Genomic DNA, 15,293 nt, shown 5'->3' on the forward strand with positions numbered 1-15,293 from the left:
ATGGCACCCGTCACCGGCTCCACCGCCGTCGCACCGGGCCCCGCAGCCCCGGGCGCCGGCCGCGACCGAGAACCCGCCCCCGACGCCCCGGCCCCCCTCCGGGTCGTCCCCACCCGCCACTACGCCCGCTGGGCGGCCGCCGCCGCCGTGATCGTGCTGGTCTCCCAGTTCCTGCACGGGCTGGCCACCAACCCGGTCTGGGAATGGGACGTCTTCCGCGCCTACTTCCTCTCCGAGACGATCGTCCAGGCCGTGTGGGTGACCCTCCAGCTCACCGCGTACGCCACCGTGCTCGGCTTCCTCCTCGGCACCGTCCTCGCGTTCATGAGGCTGTCGAGCAGCCCGGTGCTGCAGACCGTCGCCTGGTCCTACATCTGGATCTTCCGGTCCATCCCGATGATCGTCCAGCTGGTGTTCTGGTTCAACCTGAGTGCCCTGTACGAGGAGTTGGGCGTCGGCATCCCCTTCGGACCGGTCCTCTGGTCCGTCGACAGCAACAGCCTCATCGGCACGATCGGCGCCGCCGTCATCGGCCTGACCCTCCACCAGGCCGCCTACGCCGCGGAGATCGTGCGCGGCGGGGTCATCGCCGTCGACCAGGGCCAGCAGGAGGCGGCGGCGGCCCTCGGCATCCCCCGCCTGCGGCAGATCCGCCGGATCGTGCTGCCCCAGGCCATGCGCGCCATCCTGCCCACGGCCGGCAACGAGATCATCGGCCTGCTCAAGGGCACCTCCGTGGTGTACGTGATGTCCATCGGCGAGCTCTTCTACCAGGTCCAGGTGATCTACGGCCGCAACGGCCGGGTGATCCCCCTGCTGCTCGTCGCCACCGCCTGGTACGTGGTCCTCACCACCCTGCTGTCGGTCGCGCAGTACTACGTGGAGCGCCGCTTCGCCCGCGGCGCGGACCGCACCCCGCCCCCCACTCCGCTCCAGCGCGTCCGGCGCTCCGTCCGCGGCCTGCGCGCGGCGGCCGCCCGGCGCGACCAGCCCGTCGTACCCCTGAAGCCCCTGGGAGAGAGCCGATGAGCCACGTGACCGCGACCGCCGACGACGCGCAGCCGGCCGACGGGGGCGTGATGGTGGACGTCCGCGGCGTCCACAAGAGCTTCGGCCCGCTGGAGGTGCTGCGCGGCGTCGACCTGAAGGTCCGCGCCGGAGAGGTCACCGTCATCCTCGGCCCCTCCGGATCAGGGAAGTCCACCCTGCTGCGCACCATCAACCACCTGGAGAAGGTCGACCGCGGCTGGATCGGCATCGACGGCGAGCTCATCGGCTACCGCCGCAACGGCGGAAAGCTCCACGAGCTGAAGGAGAAGGACGTCCTGAAGCAGCGCACCCACATCGGGTTCGTCTTCCAGAACTTCAACCTCTTCCCGCACCTGACCGTGCTCGACAACCTCGTCGAGGCACCGGTCTCCGCGCTCCGCCGCCCCCGCCGGCAGGCGGAGGAGACCGCCCGCCGGCTCCTCGACCGGGTCGGCCTCGCCGACAAGGCGGACGCCTACCCGCGGCAGCTGTCCGGAGGCCAGCAGCAGCGCGTGGCCATCGCGCGCGCACTCGCCCTCGAACCGAAGGTGCTGCTCTTCGACGAGCCGACCTCGGCGCTCGACCCGGAACTCGTCGGCGAAGTCCTCGACGTCATCAAGGACCTGGCCCGCACCGGGACCACCATGATCGTCGTCACCCACGAGATCGGCTTCGCCCGCGAGGTCGCCGACACCGTGGTGTTCATGGACGGCGGTGCCGTCGTGGAGCAGGGCCCGCCGGCGGCCGTCCTCGACGCACCGAGGCACGAACGCACCCGCGCCTTCCTCTCCAAGGTCCTCTGACCACCCGTACCCACCCGCACCCAGCCGTCCCTCCCTCCCCCTGAGCAAGGAGCACACCATGGCCACCTCGATCAGCCGCCGCACCACCGCCGCCGCGCTGGGACTGACCACCGCCCTCGTCCTCGCCGCCTGCGGCAACCCCTCCCCAAGCGGCACGACCGAGGTCGCGGCCGCCTCGGGCGGCACGGTGAAGATCAACCTGAGCCCGGACCAGAACCGGATCACCACCGGCAAGGTCGACTCCATAGCGGCCCGCGTCCCGGAGGAGATCCGCCGAAGAGGCACCCTGGAGATCGTCGACTCCTCCGGCTCCGCCGCGCCGCTGACCTTCTTCGCCACCGACGACAAGACCGTCATCGGCGTCGAGCCCGACATCGCCTACCTGGTCGCCGACGTCCTGGGACTGAAGCCGCACCTCAACACGGTCTCCTGGGAGAACATCTTCGTCGGCCTGGACAGCGGCAAGTACGACGTCGGCTTCAGCAACATCACCGTCACCGAGGAACGCAAGGAGAAGTACGACTTCGCCACCTACCGCGAGGACAACCTGGGCTTCGAGGCGAAGAAGGGCAGCGGCCTGAAGATCACCGGACCCGAGGACGTGGCGGGCAGGACGGTCGCCGTGAGCAGCGGCACCAACCAGGAGAAGCTCCTCGTCGAGTGGAGCAAGGAGAACGAGCAGGCCGGCCGCGAACCGGTGGACGTCAAGTACTACCAGAACGACAGCGACACCTACCTCGCCCTCCAGTCCGGCCGCATCGAGCTCTACCTCGGCCCCAACCCCACCACCGCGTACCACGCGGCCACCACCGGCAGGACCGAGGTGGTCGGCACGTACTCCGGCGCGGGCTCCGCCCTCCAGGGCCTCATCGCCGCCACCACCAGGAAGGACAGCGGGCTCGCCGCGCCGCTCGCCGACGCCCTCAACCACGTCATCGAGAACGGCACCTACTCCCAGGTCCTCCAGCGCTGGGGCCTGTCCGACGAGGCCGTGACCACGTCCGCGGTCAACCCGCCCGGCCTGCCCAGGACCGGCGCGTAGCCACGCGGGAGGCGGGGCCGCGGTCCGACCCGGACCCGCGGCCCCACCAGTCCCCGCGGCCCCACCTGTCCCCGCAGCCCGCCCGACCCGGGCACACGGCCCCACCGGGCCCCGCGCACCCCGCGACCGCACCCGCTCCCGAAGGAACCGCCATGGCCACCGTCCTGTCCGTCTCCGGAAGCCCCTCCGCCACCTCTCGCACCGCCCGGCTCCTGCGCCACCTGGACGGGCGGCTCACGGCCCAGGGACACGAGGTGATCCCCCTGGACGTCCGCACCCTCCCCGCGGACGCCCTCCTCGGCGCCGACTTCGGCCACCCGGCGATCGTCGAGGCGACCCGGCTCTTCGCCCGCGCCGACGGGGTCGTGATCGGCACCCCCGTCTACAAGGCCGCCTACTCCGGCCTCCTGAAGTCCCTGCTCGACCTGCTGCCGCAGCACGGCCTCGTCGGCAAGACCGTCCTCCCGCTGGCGACCGGCGGGACCACCGCCCACGTCCTGGCGATCGACTACGCCCTGCGGCCCGTGCTCAGCTCCATGGGCGCCGCGCACATCGTGCAGGGCTGGTTCACCCTCGACAAGGACATCGAGGTGGGCGACGACGGCACCCTGACCGTCTCACCGGGCCCGGCCGAGGCCCTCGCCCAGGTCGTGGACCGCTTCTCCGACGCCCTCGGCAGCCGTACGGCCCTGCCGGCGGTCGCCGGCCGCGCGGCCTGACCGCCCCGTCCCCGTCCCCGACTTCCGTCCCCCGTCCCCGTTCCCGTCCCCGTTCCCGTTCCCGTTCCCGGCTTCCGTCCCTGTCCCCGTCCCCCCGTCTCCGCCGCCGACGAGCGAAAGGTGTCCGTCCACGTGAGCCCCACCTTCCACTGGTTCCTGCCCACCAACGGCGACAGCCGGCATGTCGTCGGCGGCGGCCACGGCACCGCGGTCACCGCGACCGGAGGCGACCGGCCCCCGAGCGTCGGCTACCTCACCCAGATCGCCCGCGCCGCCGAGGACCTCGGCTTCACCGGCGTACTGACCCCCACCGGCGCCTGGTGCGAGGACGCCTGGCTGACCACCGCGATGATCACCCCGCTCACGGAGCGCCTGAAGTTCCTGGTCGCCTTCCGGCCCGGCTTCGTCTCGCCCACGCTCGCCGCGCAGATGGCGTCCACCTTCCAGCGGCACTCCGGCGGCCGGCTGCTGCTCAACGTGGTCACGGGAGGGGAGAGCCCGGAACAGCGCGCCTACGGCGACTTCCTCGACAAGGACGCCCGCTACGCCCGCACGGACGAGTTCCTCCGGATCGTCCGCGCGCTGTGGGACGGCCGGACCGTGGACCTCGCCGGCGAGCACCTCCGGGTCGAGGACGCCCGGCTCGCCCGGGTGCCCGACCCGCTGCCGGAGATCTACTTCGCCGGCTCCTCACCGGCCGCGGGCCGGGTCGCCGCCCGTCACGCGGACGTCTACCTCACCTGGGGCGAGCCGCCCGCCGCCGTCGCCGAGAAGATCGCCTGGATCCGGGCCCTGGCCGCGCGCGAGGGGCGGACCCTCCGCTTCGGCATCCGCCTCCACGTCATCACCCGCGACACCTCCGAGCAGGCGTGGGCCGAAGCGCGCCGACTCCTCGACGGCTTCGACCCCGCGACCGTCGCCGCCGTCCAGGCCGGGCTCGCCCGCAGCGAGTCCGAGGGCCAGCGGCGCATGCTCGCCCTGCACGGCGGCCGCCTCCCCCCGGCCCCCGGCTCCGGCCGGGGTGGGGAGACCACCGCCGGCCTGGAGATCCACCCCAACCTGTGGGCCGGGATCGGGCTGGTGCGCGGGGGAGCCGGTACGGCACTGGTCGGCAGCCACGCCGAGGTGGCCGAACGGATCACCGAGTACCACCGGCTCGGCATCGACGAGTTCGTGTTCTCCGGCTACCCGCACCTGGAGGAGGCGTACTGGTTCGGCGAGAACGTCCTGCCGCGCTTCGCCGCCAGGGCTCCCACCGCACCCCCGGCCCCGGTGCCTCCGGTCCCGTCGCTCCCCTGAGCGCCGTACGGCACGGCAGCCCCCACCAGGAGCGCCCCGGCCGGGTCCACGCGACCGCGACCCACGCGACCGCGCGCCCGCCCGTCCGACCCCGCCCAGGCCGCGAGAGCGGAGGAGCCGCGAGCCCTCCGCCCTCCGCGAGCCCCCGTCCTCCACGAGCCCACCGTCCTCACCGCGCCCCCCGCCCCCCGCGAGCCCTCCGTCCGAGGGCCGACGACCCCACACGGCCGACCAGGAAGGCCCCTTTCCGTGTCCGCACGCCCCCCTCTCCACCTCGCCGTGGCGCTCGACGGCACCGGCTGGCATCCCGCCGCCTGGCGCGAGCCGGCCGCCCGGCCCCACGACCTGTTCACCGCCCGCTACTGGGCCGACCTCGTGGCCGAGGCCGAACGCGGCCTGCTCGACTTCGTGACGTTCGAGGACGGGCTCGGCCTCCAGTCCTCGCACCCCACCGAGCCGGACGCGCGCACGGACCAGGTCCGGGGCCGGCTCGACGCCGTCCTCGTCGCGGCCCGGGTCGCACCGCTGACCCGGCACATCGGGCTGGTCCCCACCGTCGTCGCCACCCACACCGAGCCGTTCCACATCTCCAAGGCGATCGCCACCCTGGACTACGTCAGCGCCGGCCGCGCCGGCCTGCGCGTGCGGGTGACGGCACGGCCGGACGAGGCCGCGCACTTCGGCCGCCGCGCCTTCCCGCCCCTGCGCGCCGAGGACCGGGACACCCCGGCCGGCCGCGCCCTGACCGACGAACTCTTCGAGGAGGCCGCCGACCACATCGAGGTGGTGCGCCGCCTGTGGGACAGCTGGGAGGACGACGCGGAGATCCGTGACATCGCCACCGGACGCTTCATCGACCGCGACAAGCTGCACTACATCGACTTCCAGGGCCGCCACTTCAGCGTCAGGGGCCCCTCGATCACCCCCCGGCCCCCGCAGGGACAGCCCCTGGTCAGCGCGCTCGCCCACGACAGCGTGCCGTACCGACTGGTGGGCCGCTCCGCCGACATCGGCTACGTCACCCCGCGGGACACCGGCCACGCCCGCGCCGTCGTCGCCGAGATCCGCGCCGCCCAGGCCGCCGCGGGACGGGCGGGGGAACGGCTGCACGTCTTCGGCGACCTGGTCGTCTTCCTGGACGACGCCGCCGCGCAGGCGGAGGACCGCAAGGCCCGCCTCGACGGCCTCGCGGGCCACCCCTGCACCAGCGACGCCGAGGTGTTCACCGGAACACCCCGGCAACTGGCCGAACGACTCCTGGAGTTGCGGCAGGCAGGCCTGAGCGGCTTCCGGCTGCGGCCCGGGGCGATCGGCCACGACCTGGAACGGATCACCCGGGACCTCGTACCCGAACTCCAGAGCCGGGGCGCCTTCCGCCACGCCTACGAGGCAGACACCCTCCGGGGGCTGCTCGGGCTCGCCCGCCCCGCGAACCGCTACTCCCCCAAGCTCTCGGCTTCGCTCGAGCAGGGGGCACCCCCATCCGCCGTCTGAGCCCGCAGGAGCCGTACCGCCATGACCGACCCGACCACGGGCAAGCCCTTGAAGCAGATCCACCTCGCGGCGCACTTCCCCGGTGTCAACAACACCACCGTGTGGAGCGACCCGCGGGCCGGCAGCCACATCGAGTTCGGCTCGTTCGCGCACTTCGCGCGCACCGCCGAACGCGCCAAGTTCGACTTCCTGTTCCTCGCCGAGGGGCTGCGGCTCCGCGAACAGGGCGGCCGCATCCACGACCTGGACGTGGTGGGGCGGCCCGACACCTTCACCGTCCTGTCCGCGCTCGCCGCCGTCACCGAACGCCTCGGCCTCACCGGCACCATCAACTCCACCTTCAACGAGCCCTACGAGGTGGCCCGCCAGTTCGCCAGCCTGGACCACCTGTCCGGCGGCCGCGCCGCCTGGAACGTCGTCACCTCCTGGGACGCCTTCACCGGCGAGAACTTCCGGCGCGGCGGCTTCCTCCCCGAGGACCAGCGCTACTCCAGGGCCCGGGAGTTCCTGACGGCCGCCACCGAGCTGTTCGACTCCTGGCGGGGCGACGAGATCGTCGCCGACCGGGAGACCGGCCGCTTCCTCGGCGACGCGCGGGCCGGAGCCTTCGTCCACCAGGGGCCGCACTTCGACATCGCCGGCCGGTTCGACGTCCCGCGCAGCCCCCAGGGCCGCCCGGTGATCTTCCAGGCCGGCGACTCCGACGAGGGCCGCGAGTTCGCCGCCGCCGGCGCCGACGCCATCTTCAGCCGGCACAGCACCCTGGAGCCCGCCCGGGCCTTCTACTCCGACGTCAAGGGACGCCTCGCCCGCCACGGCCGGACCCACCGCGAGCTCCTCATCCTGCCCGCGGCCACCTTCGTGCTCGGCGACACCGACGCCGAGGCCAACGAGCTGGCCCGAGAGGTGCGGCGCCGGCAGGTCAGCGGCCGGACCGCGCTCACGTACCTCGAACACGTCTGGAACCGGGACCTCTCCGCGTACGACCCCGACGGCCCGCTCCCCGACATCGACCCGGCCCCGGGCGAGAACACCGTCACCCGCGGCCGCGCCGACGTCCGGATGCACCGCGACCGCCTCGCCGTCGCCAGGCAGTGGCGCGAGCGCGCGGCCGCCGAGAAGCTGTCGATCCGCGAGCTGGTCATCGAGACCACCGGCCGCCAGTCGTTCATCGGCTCCCCGGCCACCGTCGCCGACACCATCGACCACTTCGTCCAGACGGACGCCGCCGACGGCTTCATCCTCGTCCCTCACCTCACCCCCGGCGGCCTCGACGCGTTCGCCGACACCGTCGTCCCGCTGCTCCAGGAGCGCGGGGTCTTCCGCCACGACTACACGGGCACCACGCTCCGCGAGCACCTCGGCCTGGACCACCCCGACGCCCGCCCCCACGCGGGCGCGGAGACCCGGCGGGCCGCCTCGTGAGATTCCTCGCCATCACCCTCATCGCGCACACCCCGGACCCCGTGACCGGGGAGCGGAAGACCACCGGCGACCGCTTCCGCGAGGTGATCGACGACGCGCTCCTGGCGGAGGAGCTCGGCTTCGACGGCTTCGGCGTCGGCGAACGCCACGAGCGGCCGTTCCTCTCCTCCTCACCGCCCGTCGTGCTCAGCCACCTCGCCGCCCTCACCTCCCGCATCCGGCTGTTCACCGCCGTCACCACGCTCAGCCTGCTCGACCCGGTCCGCGCCTACGAGGACTACGCGACCCTGGACCACCTGTCCGCCGGCCGCCTCGACCTGATCATCGGCAAGGGCAACGGCACCGCCCAGCGCGAGCTGTTCCACGTCACGCCCGAGGACCAGTGGGAGCGCAACGCCGAGAGCTACGAGCTGTTCCGCCGCATCTGGCGGCAGGACAAGGTGAGCGCCTCCCCGCGCTTCCGCCCCGCGCTGACCGACGCCGAGGTCTGGCCGAGGCCGCTCCAGCGGCCCATCCGGATCTGGCACGGCAGCGCGACCAGCCGGGAGTCCGTCGACCTCGCCGCGCGCTACGGGGACCCGCTCTTCTCGGCCAACGTCACGCACCCGATCGAGCCGTACGCCGCACTCATCCGCTTCTACCGGGAGCGGTGGGAGCACTACGGCCACGATCCCGCCCTGGCCGCGGTCGGCGCGGGCACCGCCGGCCACTACGCGGCCCGCACCTCGCAGGAGGCCGTCGCCGCCTTCCGGCCGGTCTTCGAGGGGCGGCTCGCGTTGCAGAAGAGCCAGGGCCTGGAGCCGGTGTTCACCACCCTGGAGGACTTCGTCGACCGCAGCTCGGCGCTGATCGGCAGCCCCCAGCAGATCATCGACAAGGTGCACCGCTACCACGAGCGGTTCGGGCACGGCGTGCTCCACCTCCCGGTCGACGCGAGCGGCCTCACCCGCGCCCGGCACCGCGCCTCGCTCGAACTCTTCCAGTCCGAGGTCGCGCCGGTGCTGCGCCGCGCCATCCCCGATCCGCCGTTCCCCTGGGGCCCCACCGCCGCGGCACCCGGGCCCGGGACCGGCCCCCTGTCCGTACCGGCACCCGTTCCCACCGATCGCTGAGGAGCACCCCGACCATGTCCGGCATCCCCCTCGGGGTCCTCGACCTCGTCCCGGTCCCGTCCGGCTCCACCGCCGCCCAGGCGCTGCGCAACACCGTCGACCTGGCCCGGCAGACCGAGCGGTTCGGCTACGCCCGCTACTGGTTCGCCGAGCACCACCTCAACCCGGGCGTCGCCGGAGCCTCTCCCGCCGTGGTGCTGGCCCTGACCGCCTCCGCGACCTCCACCATCCGGATCGGCTCCGGCGCCGTCCAACTCGGACACCGCACCGCCCTGTCCACCGTCGAGGAGTTCGGCCTGATCGACGCCCTCCACCCCGGGCGGCTCGACCTGGGGCTCGGCCGCTCCGGCGGCCGCCCGCCCGGGCAGACGCCGGACCCGCGGCCGACCGTCACCCCCGTCGTCGACGGGCGCGCACCCAACGGCCTGAGGATCCCGCCCCGGTTCTCCCCCGAGGGCCTGATCGGCTCCCCCCGCTTCCGGCTCCAGCAGCAGCTCCTGCACCAGCCCGGCGCCCGCCCCCAGGACTACGGCGAACAGGTCGACGACGTCCTCGCCCTGCTCCGCGGCGACTACCGCTCCGCGGACGGGACCGAGGCGCACGCCGTCCCCGGCGAGGGCGCGGACGTCCAGGTGTGGATCCTCGGCAGCAGCGGCGGCGAGAGCGCGGACGTCGCCGGGCGCAACGGTCTGCGCTTCACCGCCAACTACCACGTCAGCCCGGCCACCGTGCTGGAGGCGGCGGACGGCTACCGTGCCGCGTTCCAGCCCTCCGACCACCTCGACAAGCCCTACGTCAGCGTCTCCGCCGACGTCGTCGTCGCCGAGGACGACGCGACCGCCCGCGAACTGGCCACCGGCTACGGCCCCTGGGTCCGCAGCATCCGCACCGCCGAGGGCGCCATCCCCTTCCCGACCCCGGCCCAGGCCAGGGCCCACGCCTGGACCGAGGAGGACCGCGCCCTGGTCGCCGACCGCGTCGACACCCAGTTCGTCGGCTCGCCCGGGCGGGTCGCGGACCAGCTCGAACGACTGCGGGAGGCCACCGGTGCCGACGAACTGATCATCACCACGATCACCCACGACCACGCCGACCGGGTCCGCTCCTACCGCCTCCTGGCAGAGGAGTGGCAACGGCGATGACAGGGCCCACGGGAGCGGCCGGTGACACGCCCGTCCAGGAGACCACCGCCGGCCTCTCAGGACCACCCGGTCCGGTCCACCGGCGGGGGAGTGCCGTCCGGCGCCCCGCGGTTCCCGTGCTCGCGGGGATGAGCCCTTCCACACGGCTGAGATCCCGGGTGCGAGGCCACACGGGGACGACTGCTCCGTAGCGTCCTGAAGCACCGATTAGGTAGGCCGATCGTCCCCTCCGGCGATCGACCGTCCCCGCTCTCGGCAAGGTGCGGTGCGCGGTCGTCGCCGGCGAGGGAAGGCGCAGCCGAGGAGACGACCACGTGCTGGACGTCGTCGCGGAGATCCCAGCGGAGACGCAGACGCCGAGCCGGCAGGGCAGCGTGATCGCTCCTTCCACACCCCGGCAGTGCACGCCCGGGTCAGAGCCGTGGCCGGTGCCGCTCCGGGCGAGGAAGGTGCGCCGAAGGTGGTCGCCGGGGACGCGTTCCCGTGCGGGAGTGAGTGAAGCCCTCCACCCGCCCGGGTGGAGGCCCGCGCATCGTCCCACCCCCGTCCCATCGACCGTCGCATCTCCCAGTTCAGACGCCTGGAACCGTCCCGCCGTCCCACCGGGACGGTGTTCGTTGCGGGAGTTCGGGAGGTCCTGCCAGCGTCGTCCCCGTTCGACGCGGACAGCGTCACCCAACGAAGGGAATGCACATGCGACCGAGCGTTGTGACGAGGGCCCTCGTCAGTGCCACGGCCATCGCGGGCCTGGCGGCGGGAACCCTCGCGACGGCGGGCACCAGCTTCGCGGCGCCCCAGCAGGCGCCCCGGCAAGCGGCAAGCACCGGATCCTTCGGCGTGCTCGCGACGAACAACCTGGGCCTGACCAGCGAGCAGGCGAAGGGCATCCAGCGGTGGGTGAGGGGATGGGGCTACGAAGGAGCCATCGACGGTCTCCTCGGCACCAACAGCTGGAAGGCGATCCAGAACTACCTGGCGAAGGACTGGGACTACAACGACCCGATCGACGGGATCGTCGGACCCGACACGATCAAGGCGCTGCAGCGGTTCCTGGCGGAGCACTCCGGCTACAAGGGTCCGATCGACGGCATCGCCGGCCCGGGCACCAGGGCCGCGTGGGCGAACTGGGCCAACTACATCGGCTGACCCGGACGCACCGACGACCGACGACCGAATGAACGAAGGGGACACATGCGATCCATGACGAGGTCGATGGTCAGCGCCACCGCCGTGGTCGGACTGGCCATCGGCACTCTGACGAGTGCCGGTACGAGCTTCGCGGCGTCCGCTCCGGCGGCCCAGGCGCCGACGGTGAGCGGCGGGACCTTCGGCGCGCTCGCGACGTACAACTTCGGCCTGACCGCCACGCAGGCCAAGGGCATCCAGCGCTTCCTGGCGGGGCGCTGGGGTTACACCGGCAGCATCGACGGCCTCCTCGGCACCAACAGCTGGAAGGCCTTCCAGCGCTGCCTGGCGAAGTACTGGGGCTACACCGACCCGATCGACGGGATTCCCGGCCCCGACACGATCAGGGCGCTGCAGCGCTTCCTGGCGTCCCACTCCCTCTACGACGGTCCGATCGACGGCATCGCGGGCCCGGACACCAGGGCCGCGCTCGGTTGGTACGCCGACAACTTCGCCTGACGCACACCTCACGAGTGGGCAATGGAACGAACGAACGGATGAAGGGAAGGGAACGCATGCGACCGAGCGTCATGACGAGGTCGATGGTCAGCGCCACGGCCGTGGTCGGACTGGCCATCGGGACTCTGGCGGGTGCCGGTACGAGCTTCGCGGCGTCCGCTCCGGCGGCCCAGGCGCAGGCGGTGAGCGCCGGGTCCTTCGGCGCGCTCGCGACGAACAACCTGGGTCTGACCGAGGAGCAGGCCGAGCATCTTCAGCGTTGGCTGGCCATCCACTACGAGTACAAGAGCTCCATCGACGGCCTCCTCGGCACCGAGAGCTGGAAGGCGATGCAGCGCCACCTGCGCGGCTTCGGCTACCGCGGCTCGATCGACGGGATCGCCGGCCCCAACACGATCACGGCGCTCCAGCGGTTGCTGAGCCTGTACAGCTACACGGGTCCGATCGACGGCATCGCCGGGCCGGGCACCAGGGCCGCGTTCGCCAAGTACGTCGACAACCTCGACGCTTGATCCGCACGCGCCCGCCGTCCGCGCGACGCGGAGGCGGAAGGCGCGGACGGTGCGGACGGGCTCGGTTTCGGGGCCCGTCCGCAGGGGGCCAGTCGCCGAAGTCGTGTTCGCGGCTCCACAGCTCGTGGGCGGCTCGGAGATCCGGAACAGCCCCCAGTCGTGAGTTCTCGCCGGACTGGGCCGTCGGCGACTATCGCTGTTCCCACTCGGTCCGGGTGAGTTCGTACTCGACTTCACCGTGTTCGGAGCCCTCGATCGCGTCCGGCCAGTCCCCGGTGAAGTTCCGGGCGAAGGACAGGCCCGACTTTTCCATGACGCGACGGGACCGGGTGTTGACGGTCATCGTGTTCGCCGTGACCTGCTCGACTTCCAGGTCGGTGAACCCCTTGTGGATCAGGGCCCGGGATCCCTCGGTGGCGTAGCCGTGTCCCCAGGCCGCCTGGTTCAAGCGGTAGCCGAGTTCGACCACGGCGTGGCTGTGCTCCTCCAACGGCCGGAACTCGAACCAACCCAGGAAAGTGCCGGTTGTCTTCTCCTGTACGGCCCAGTAGCCGCGGGTCTCCCAGCACGGGTAGTCATGCATGAGTCGCGGCAGGACCCGCGACTCGATGGTCTCGCGGCTGGTGGGGCGGCCTCCGTTGATGAAGCGCATGACCTCGGGGTCGTTGTCCAGGGCGAGCAGGTGGTCGGTGTCGGCCGTCGTGAACGCGCGCAGGACGAGCCGGTCGGTCTCCAGGAAGTTGGGCATGCCGCGATCTTCACTGTGGGCTGGCGGGCCTGCCACCGGTTTTCCGGTAGACGGCCGTCGGTGAGGGCCGCGGCCGGGGTTGCCGACGCCGCGGGTCTGACCTTGGCCCGAAGCCTCACGGCGCAGAAGGCCGACTCGATCGGATTCGTCGTCCTGAGATGAACCCAGTGTTCGGCGGGGAAGCCGTAGAACGCCAGCAGCTCGTGGATCTCGCCGGTGACTTTCTTGACGGCCTTGGGGAACTTCGCCCCGTCCGTCTTCTCGAACGCGGTGACCGCCTTCTCGGTGTGCGCACGGTCCTCGGCGTTGTGGATCTCCTGCAGAGCCTTCTTCGCGCCGGGCCGCGCGGACTTCGGCAACGCGTTCGAGACATTCCTTGTTCTGTGACGCCAACACCTCTGGTGCCTGGCCTGTGGAATAACCTCTGCCAGCGCTCTCCACAACCCCATCGTGCCGTCGCCGACCACGAGCAGCCGGGTCGCCGTGGCCGGCGACAGCCCGGCCCAGGAGCCCAGGATCTGCTCCATCGCAGGCACGAAGTCGCCCGAGTACTTTGCTGATCTTCGGGGACTTGCGGCACCACGGAACAAGGATCTGCGACGAGAACCGCTCGCACTCGCCTGCCACGTCGTCGGGCCGCTTGTCGTTCACGCGCTGCGCGGCGACCTCGACACCCGCCTGACCCGCAACGTGCTGAGGTCGTCCGATCGGCGCGTCCCCGAGGACACGCTGCGCGGGCACCACGACCTCACGCGAGAGGCCACCCCGAACACCCTGCTCCTGGAGGGCTTCACCGCCGTGCACCACGTCGACCCCACCCCGACGGGAGCCGCGATGTCCAGCGACGTTCTTGCTTTCGAGCGGATCACGCATGCCGTCGCCGCGCTGCGCAAGGCGCGGGAGGGCGACCAGCAGGCACTGGACGTGCCGGATCAAAGAAGCGCATGCCCCGAAAGGCGGCTGCTGACGGCTCCGCGGCCACCGGCGTTCCCGGTTCATCCGACGGCAGGGCCGACGGGGCGAGGACCACGGCACCTCGTCAGTCCCGGACCCATGCGGGAACGGTCCACCCCAGACCGGCAGGCGGACATTGGCGGGTACGAGGGGTGGCGACGGCGCGACGAGTCGGCTTTGTGACGGACGGAACAGCTGTGGTTGGCCGCTTTTCGACTCTCCCAATTCCCTTTCTGCATGCGGTAATTGGCCATGGGAAGCGCATAACGTCACGGCCTGCGAAGGGGGAGCGCGCATGGGGGGCGGGATGACCGGAGCAGGTGCGGACCTGGCGCCGGCGACTCGGGACGTGGTGACTCTGCGCGTGAGCCGGCGCATGCTGTGGGTGGGGGAAGCGGCCTATCCCACACGCAACATCACGCGGATTCACACGTATCTCCTGGCGCCCGCTCGCGGAAGGATCATCCGGCGCCATCTCGCGTGCCTGGCTGTCGTCGCCATCGTTGCATTGGGCCTGTACTGGATGGTCAACGCCGGAGGGTCGCCGTTCGACTCGGAGACGGACGGGTCGCCACTGGCCATCGGCGTCATCGTGGGCCTGAGTGTTCTGGTCAGTCTGGCGGTGCGCCTGTCCGCCGCGGCCAAGCACGTCCTGGAAATCGAGACGGCCAGCGGATCACGTGCGCTCGTGACGCTTGCCCGCCCGGACCACCTGCGTCGACTGGCCGAGGAACTTACCCACGTCATCGAGAACCCTCAGGCCGACTATCACGTGAACGTGGAGGGCTTGAGTGTGAACCTCAAGAACTATGTCAGCGGTACTCAGATCAACCAGTACGGCAACCAGAACAGGGCGGGGCTTCTGTGAGTGACGACGACCGCAACTCCTTCCACATCACCAATCATGTGACGGGCAGCCAGACCAATCAGTACGGCTCCGGGAACACCGCCATCAACCACCAGCGGGTGCACGTCGCGTCCGAGTTGCAGCGGATCGTGGGCATGCTCGACGCCATTCGCCCCACCCTCGACGTCACGGACGCGGCGCAGGTCATCGACGAGAACCGACCCGTGATCCGTGCGTCCGACGCCACGCCGACCGCGCAGAGGACGGCACTGCAGTCGGTGGCCGCGGCCGTTGGTCCTCTCGCCAACGGTGCGGCGATAGCCACTGCGATCGCTCAGGTCCTGCCACTCATCATCGGCTGAGCCTGACCCTGCCGGGGGCGGTGGTCTCGCAGGCCGGGGAAGCGCTGCCGGTCGAGACCGTCCGCAAGGTCGGCCCGGACACCGCGATATCAGCAGCGCTCACGCCGTGGCGAAGGCCCGCAGCGTCCCGACATTCACGAGGCAGTCCCCGCCCAGCGCGA

At 71.9% G+C, this 15,293-nt stretch carries 15 protein-coding genes and 1 pseudogene; 14 read left to right on the forward strand and 2 right to left on the reverse strand.

Annotated elements, in window-relative coordinates; all coding sequences use genetic code 11:
* The 12 genes from AB0E19_RS23720 to AB0E19_RS23775 all read left to right on the forward strand — a co-directional run bounded on the left by AB0E19_RS23720 (window position 1) and on the right by AB0E19_RS23775 (window position 12,221).
* Window positions 1-1,029, forward strand: coding sequence for an amino acid ABC transporter permease (locus AB0E19_RS23720; protein ID WP_362183636.1), 1,029 nt, complete (start codon window positions 1-3; stop codon window positions 1,027-1,029).
* Window positions 1,026-1,832, forward strand: a complete 807-nt coding sequence (locus tag AB0E19_RS23725) for an amino acid ABC transporter ATP-binding protein (protein ID WP_362183639.1) — start codon at window positions 1,026-1,028, stop codon at window positions 1,830-1,832. The genes AB0E19_RS23720 and AB0E19_RS23725 overlap by 4 nt, the downstream gene beginning before the upstream one ends.
* A 58-nt stretch (window positions 1,833-1,890) precedes the next feature.
* Window positions 1,891-2,874 (forward strand): ABC transporter substrate-binding protein, encoded by a 984-nt coding sequence (locus AB0E19_RS23730; RefSeq protein ID WP_362183642.1) that lies wholly within the window; start codon window positions 1,891-1,893, stop codon window positions 2,872-2,874.
* A gap of 152 nt (window positions 2,875-3,026) precedes the next feature.
* Window positions 3,027-3,593: an NADPH-dependent FMN reductase gene (gene ssuE, locus AB0E19_RS23735; RefSeq protein ID WP_362183645.1), complete on the forward strand. Its 567-nt coding sequence runs from the start codon at window positions 3,027-3,029 to the stop codon at window positions 3,591-3,593.
* Window positions 3,594-3,725: 132 nt separating this feature from the next.
* A complete protein-coding gene (locus AB0E19_RS23740) occupies window positions 3,726-4,892 on the forward strand; it encodes an LLM class flavin-dependent oxidoreductase (protein WP_362183648.1) in 1,167 nt (388 codons plus the stop codon).
* A 249-nt stretch (window positions 4,893-5,141) separates the two neighbouring features.
* Window positions 5,142-6,386 carry an LLM class flavin-dependent oxidoreductase gene (locus tag AB0E19_RS23745; protein ID WP_362183651.1) on the forward strand — a complete coding sequence of 415 codons (1,245 nt, stop codon included), beginning with the start codon at window positions 5,142-5,144 and terminating at the stop codon, window positions 6,384-6,386.
* A gap of 21 nt (window positions 6,387-6,407) precedes the next feature.
* Window positions 6,408-7,811 (forward strand): NtaA/DmoA family FMN-dependent monooxygenase, encoded by a 1,404-nt coding sequence (locus tag AB0E19_RS23750; RefSeq protein WP_362183654.1) that lies wholly within the window; start codon window positions 6,408-6,410, stop codon window positions 7,809-7,811.
* Window positions 7,808-8,923: an LLM class flavin-dependent oxidoreductase gene (locus AB0E19_RS23755; protein ID WP_362183657.1), complete on the forward strand. Its 1,116-nt coding sequence runs from the start codon at window positions 7,808-7,810 to the stop codon at window positions 8,921-8,923. The genes AB0E19_RS23750 and AB0E19_RS23755 overlap by 4 nt, the downstream gene beginning before the upstream one ends.
* 14 nt (window positions 8,924-8,937) lie before the next feature.
* Complete coding sequence (locus AB0E19_RS23760; RefSeq protein WP_362183660.1) at window positions 8,938-10,065, forward strand: LLM class flavin-dependent oxidoreductase; 1,128 nt, start codon at window positions 8,938-8,940, stop codon at window positions 10,063-10,065.
* A gap of 693 nt (window positions 10,066-10,758) precedes the next feature.
* Window positions 10,759-11,211, forward strand: a complete 453-nt coding sequence (locus tag AB0E19_RS23765) for a peptidoglycan-binding domain-containing protein (RefSeq protein ID WP_362183663.1) — start codon at window positions 10,759-10,761, stop codon at window positions 11,209-11,211.
* A 45-nt stretch (window positions 11,212-11,256) separates the two neighbouring features.
* Window positions 11,257-11,709 (forward strand): peptidoglycan-binding domain-containing protein, encoded by a 453-nt coding sequence (locus tag AB0E19_RS23770; RefSeq protein ID WP_362183666.1) that lies wholly within the window; start codon window positions 11,257-11,259, stop codon window positions 11,707-11,709.
* 56 nt (window positions 11,710-11,765) lie between these two features.
* Window positions 11,766-12,221, forward strand: a complete 456-nt coding sequence (locus AB0E19_RS23775; protein ID WP_362183669.1) for a peptidoglycan-binding domain-containing protein — start codon at window positions 11,766-11,768, stop codon at window positions 12,219-12,221.
* Window positions 12,222-12,411: 190 nt separating this feature from the next.
* On the opposite strand, the gene AB0E19_RS23780 is transcribed toward AB0E19_RS23775, so the two are convergent.
* The gene (locus AB0E19_RS23780) at window positions 12,412-12,969 is read right to left on the reverse strand and encodes a GNAT family N-acetyltransferase (protein ID WP_362183672.1); all 558 of its coding nucleotides are present in this window, start codon (window positions 12,967-12,969) and stop codon (window positions 12,412-12,414) included.
* A gap of 98 nt (window positions 12,970-13,067) precedes the next feature.
* Window positions 13,068-13,635, reverse strand: a pseudogene (locus tag AB0E19_RS23785) (transposase); the annotation flags it as partial.
* 595 nt (window positions 13,636-14,230) lie between these two features.
* On the opposite strand from AB0E19_RS23785, the gene AB0E19_RS23790 reads away from it, so the two are divergent.
* Window positions 14,231-14,791, forward strand: coding sequence for a DUF6232 family protein (locus tag AB0E19_RS23790; protein WP_362183675.1), 561 nt, complete (start codon window positions 14,231-14,233; stop codon window positions 14,789-14,791).
* The gene (locus AB0E19_RS23795; protein WP_362183678.1) at window positions 14,788-15,132 is read left to right on the forward strand and encodes a hypothetical protein; all 345 of its coding nucleotides are present in this window, start codon (window positions 14,788-14,790) and stop codon (window positions 15,130-15,132) included. Before AB0E19_RS23790 ends, AB0E19_RS23795 begins: the two co-directional genes overlap by 4 nt.
* Window positions 15,133-15,293 lie beyond the last annotated feature (161 nt).

This window comes from Streptomyces sp. NPDC047974, from assembly GCF_040653375.1.
In the GTDB taxonomy this organism is placed as follows: Bacteria; Actinomycetota; Actinomycetes; order Streptomycetales; family Streptomycetaceae; genus Streptomyces.

Excerpts from the sequence above, each read along its gene's own strand:
- AB0E19_RS23720 (WP_362183636.1), top strand. The coding sequence starts at position 1 with ATGGCACCCGTCACCGGCTCCACCGCCGTCGCACCGGGCCCCGCAGCC.
- AB0E19_RS23725 (WP_362183639.1), top strand. The coding sequence starts at position 1,026 with ATGAGCCACGTGACCGCGACCGCCGACGACGCGCAGCCGGCCGACGGG.
- AB0E19_RS23730 (WP_362183642.1), top strand. The coding sequence starts at position 1,891 with ATGGCCACCTCGATCAGCCGCCGCACCACCGCCGCCGCGCTGGGACTG.
- ssuE (WP_362183645.1), top strand. The coding sequence starts at position 3,027 with ATGGCCACCGTCCTGTCCGTCTCCGGAAGCCCCTCCGCCACCTCTCGC.
- AB0E19_RS23750 (WP_362183654.1), top strand. The coding sequence starts at position 6,408 with ATGACCGACCCGACCACGGGCAAGCCCTTGAAGCAGATCCACCTCGCG.
- AB0E19_RS23760 (WP_362183660.1), top strand. The coding sequence starts at position 8,938 with ATGTCCGGCATCCCCCTCGGGGTCCTCGACCTCGTCCCGGTCCCGTCC.
- AB0E19_RS23765 (WP_362183663.1), top strand. The coding sequence starts at position 10,759 with ATGCGACCGAGCGTTGTGACGAGGGCCCTCGTCAGTGCCACGGCCATC.
- AB0E19_RS23770 (WP_362183666.1), top strand. The coding sequence starts at position 11,257 with ATGCGATCCATGACGAGGTCGATGGTCAGCGCCACCGCCGTGGTCGGA.
- AB0E19_RS23775 (WP_362183669.1), top strand. The coding sequence starts at position 11,766 with ATGCGACCGAGCGTCATGACGAGGTCGATGGTCAGCGCCACGGCCGTG.
- AB0E19_RS23780 (WP_362183672.1), bottom strand. The coding sequence starts at position 12,969 with ATGCCCAACTTCCTGGAGACCGACCGGCTCGTCCTGCGCGCGTTCACG.
- AB0E19_RS23790 (WP_362183675.1), top strand. The coding sequence starts at position 14,231 with ATGACCGGAGCAGGTGCGGACCTGGCGCCGGCGACTCGGGACGTGGTG.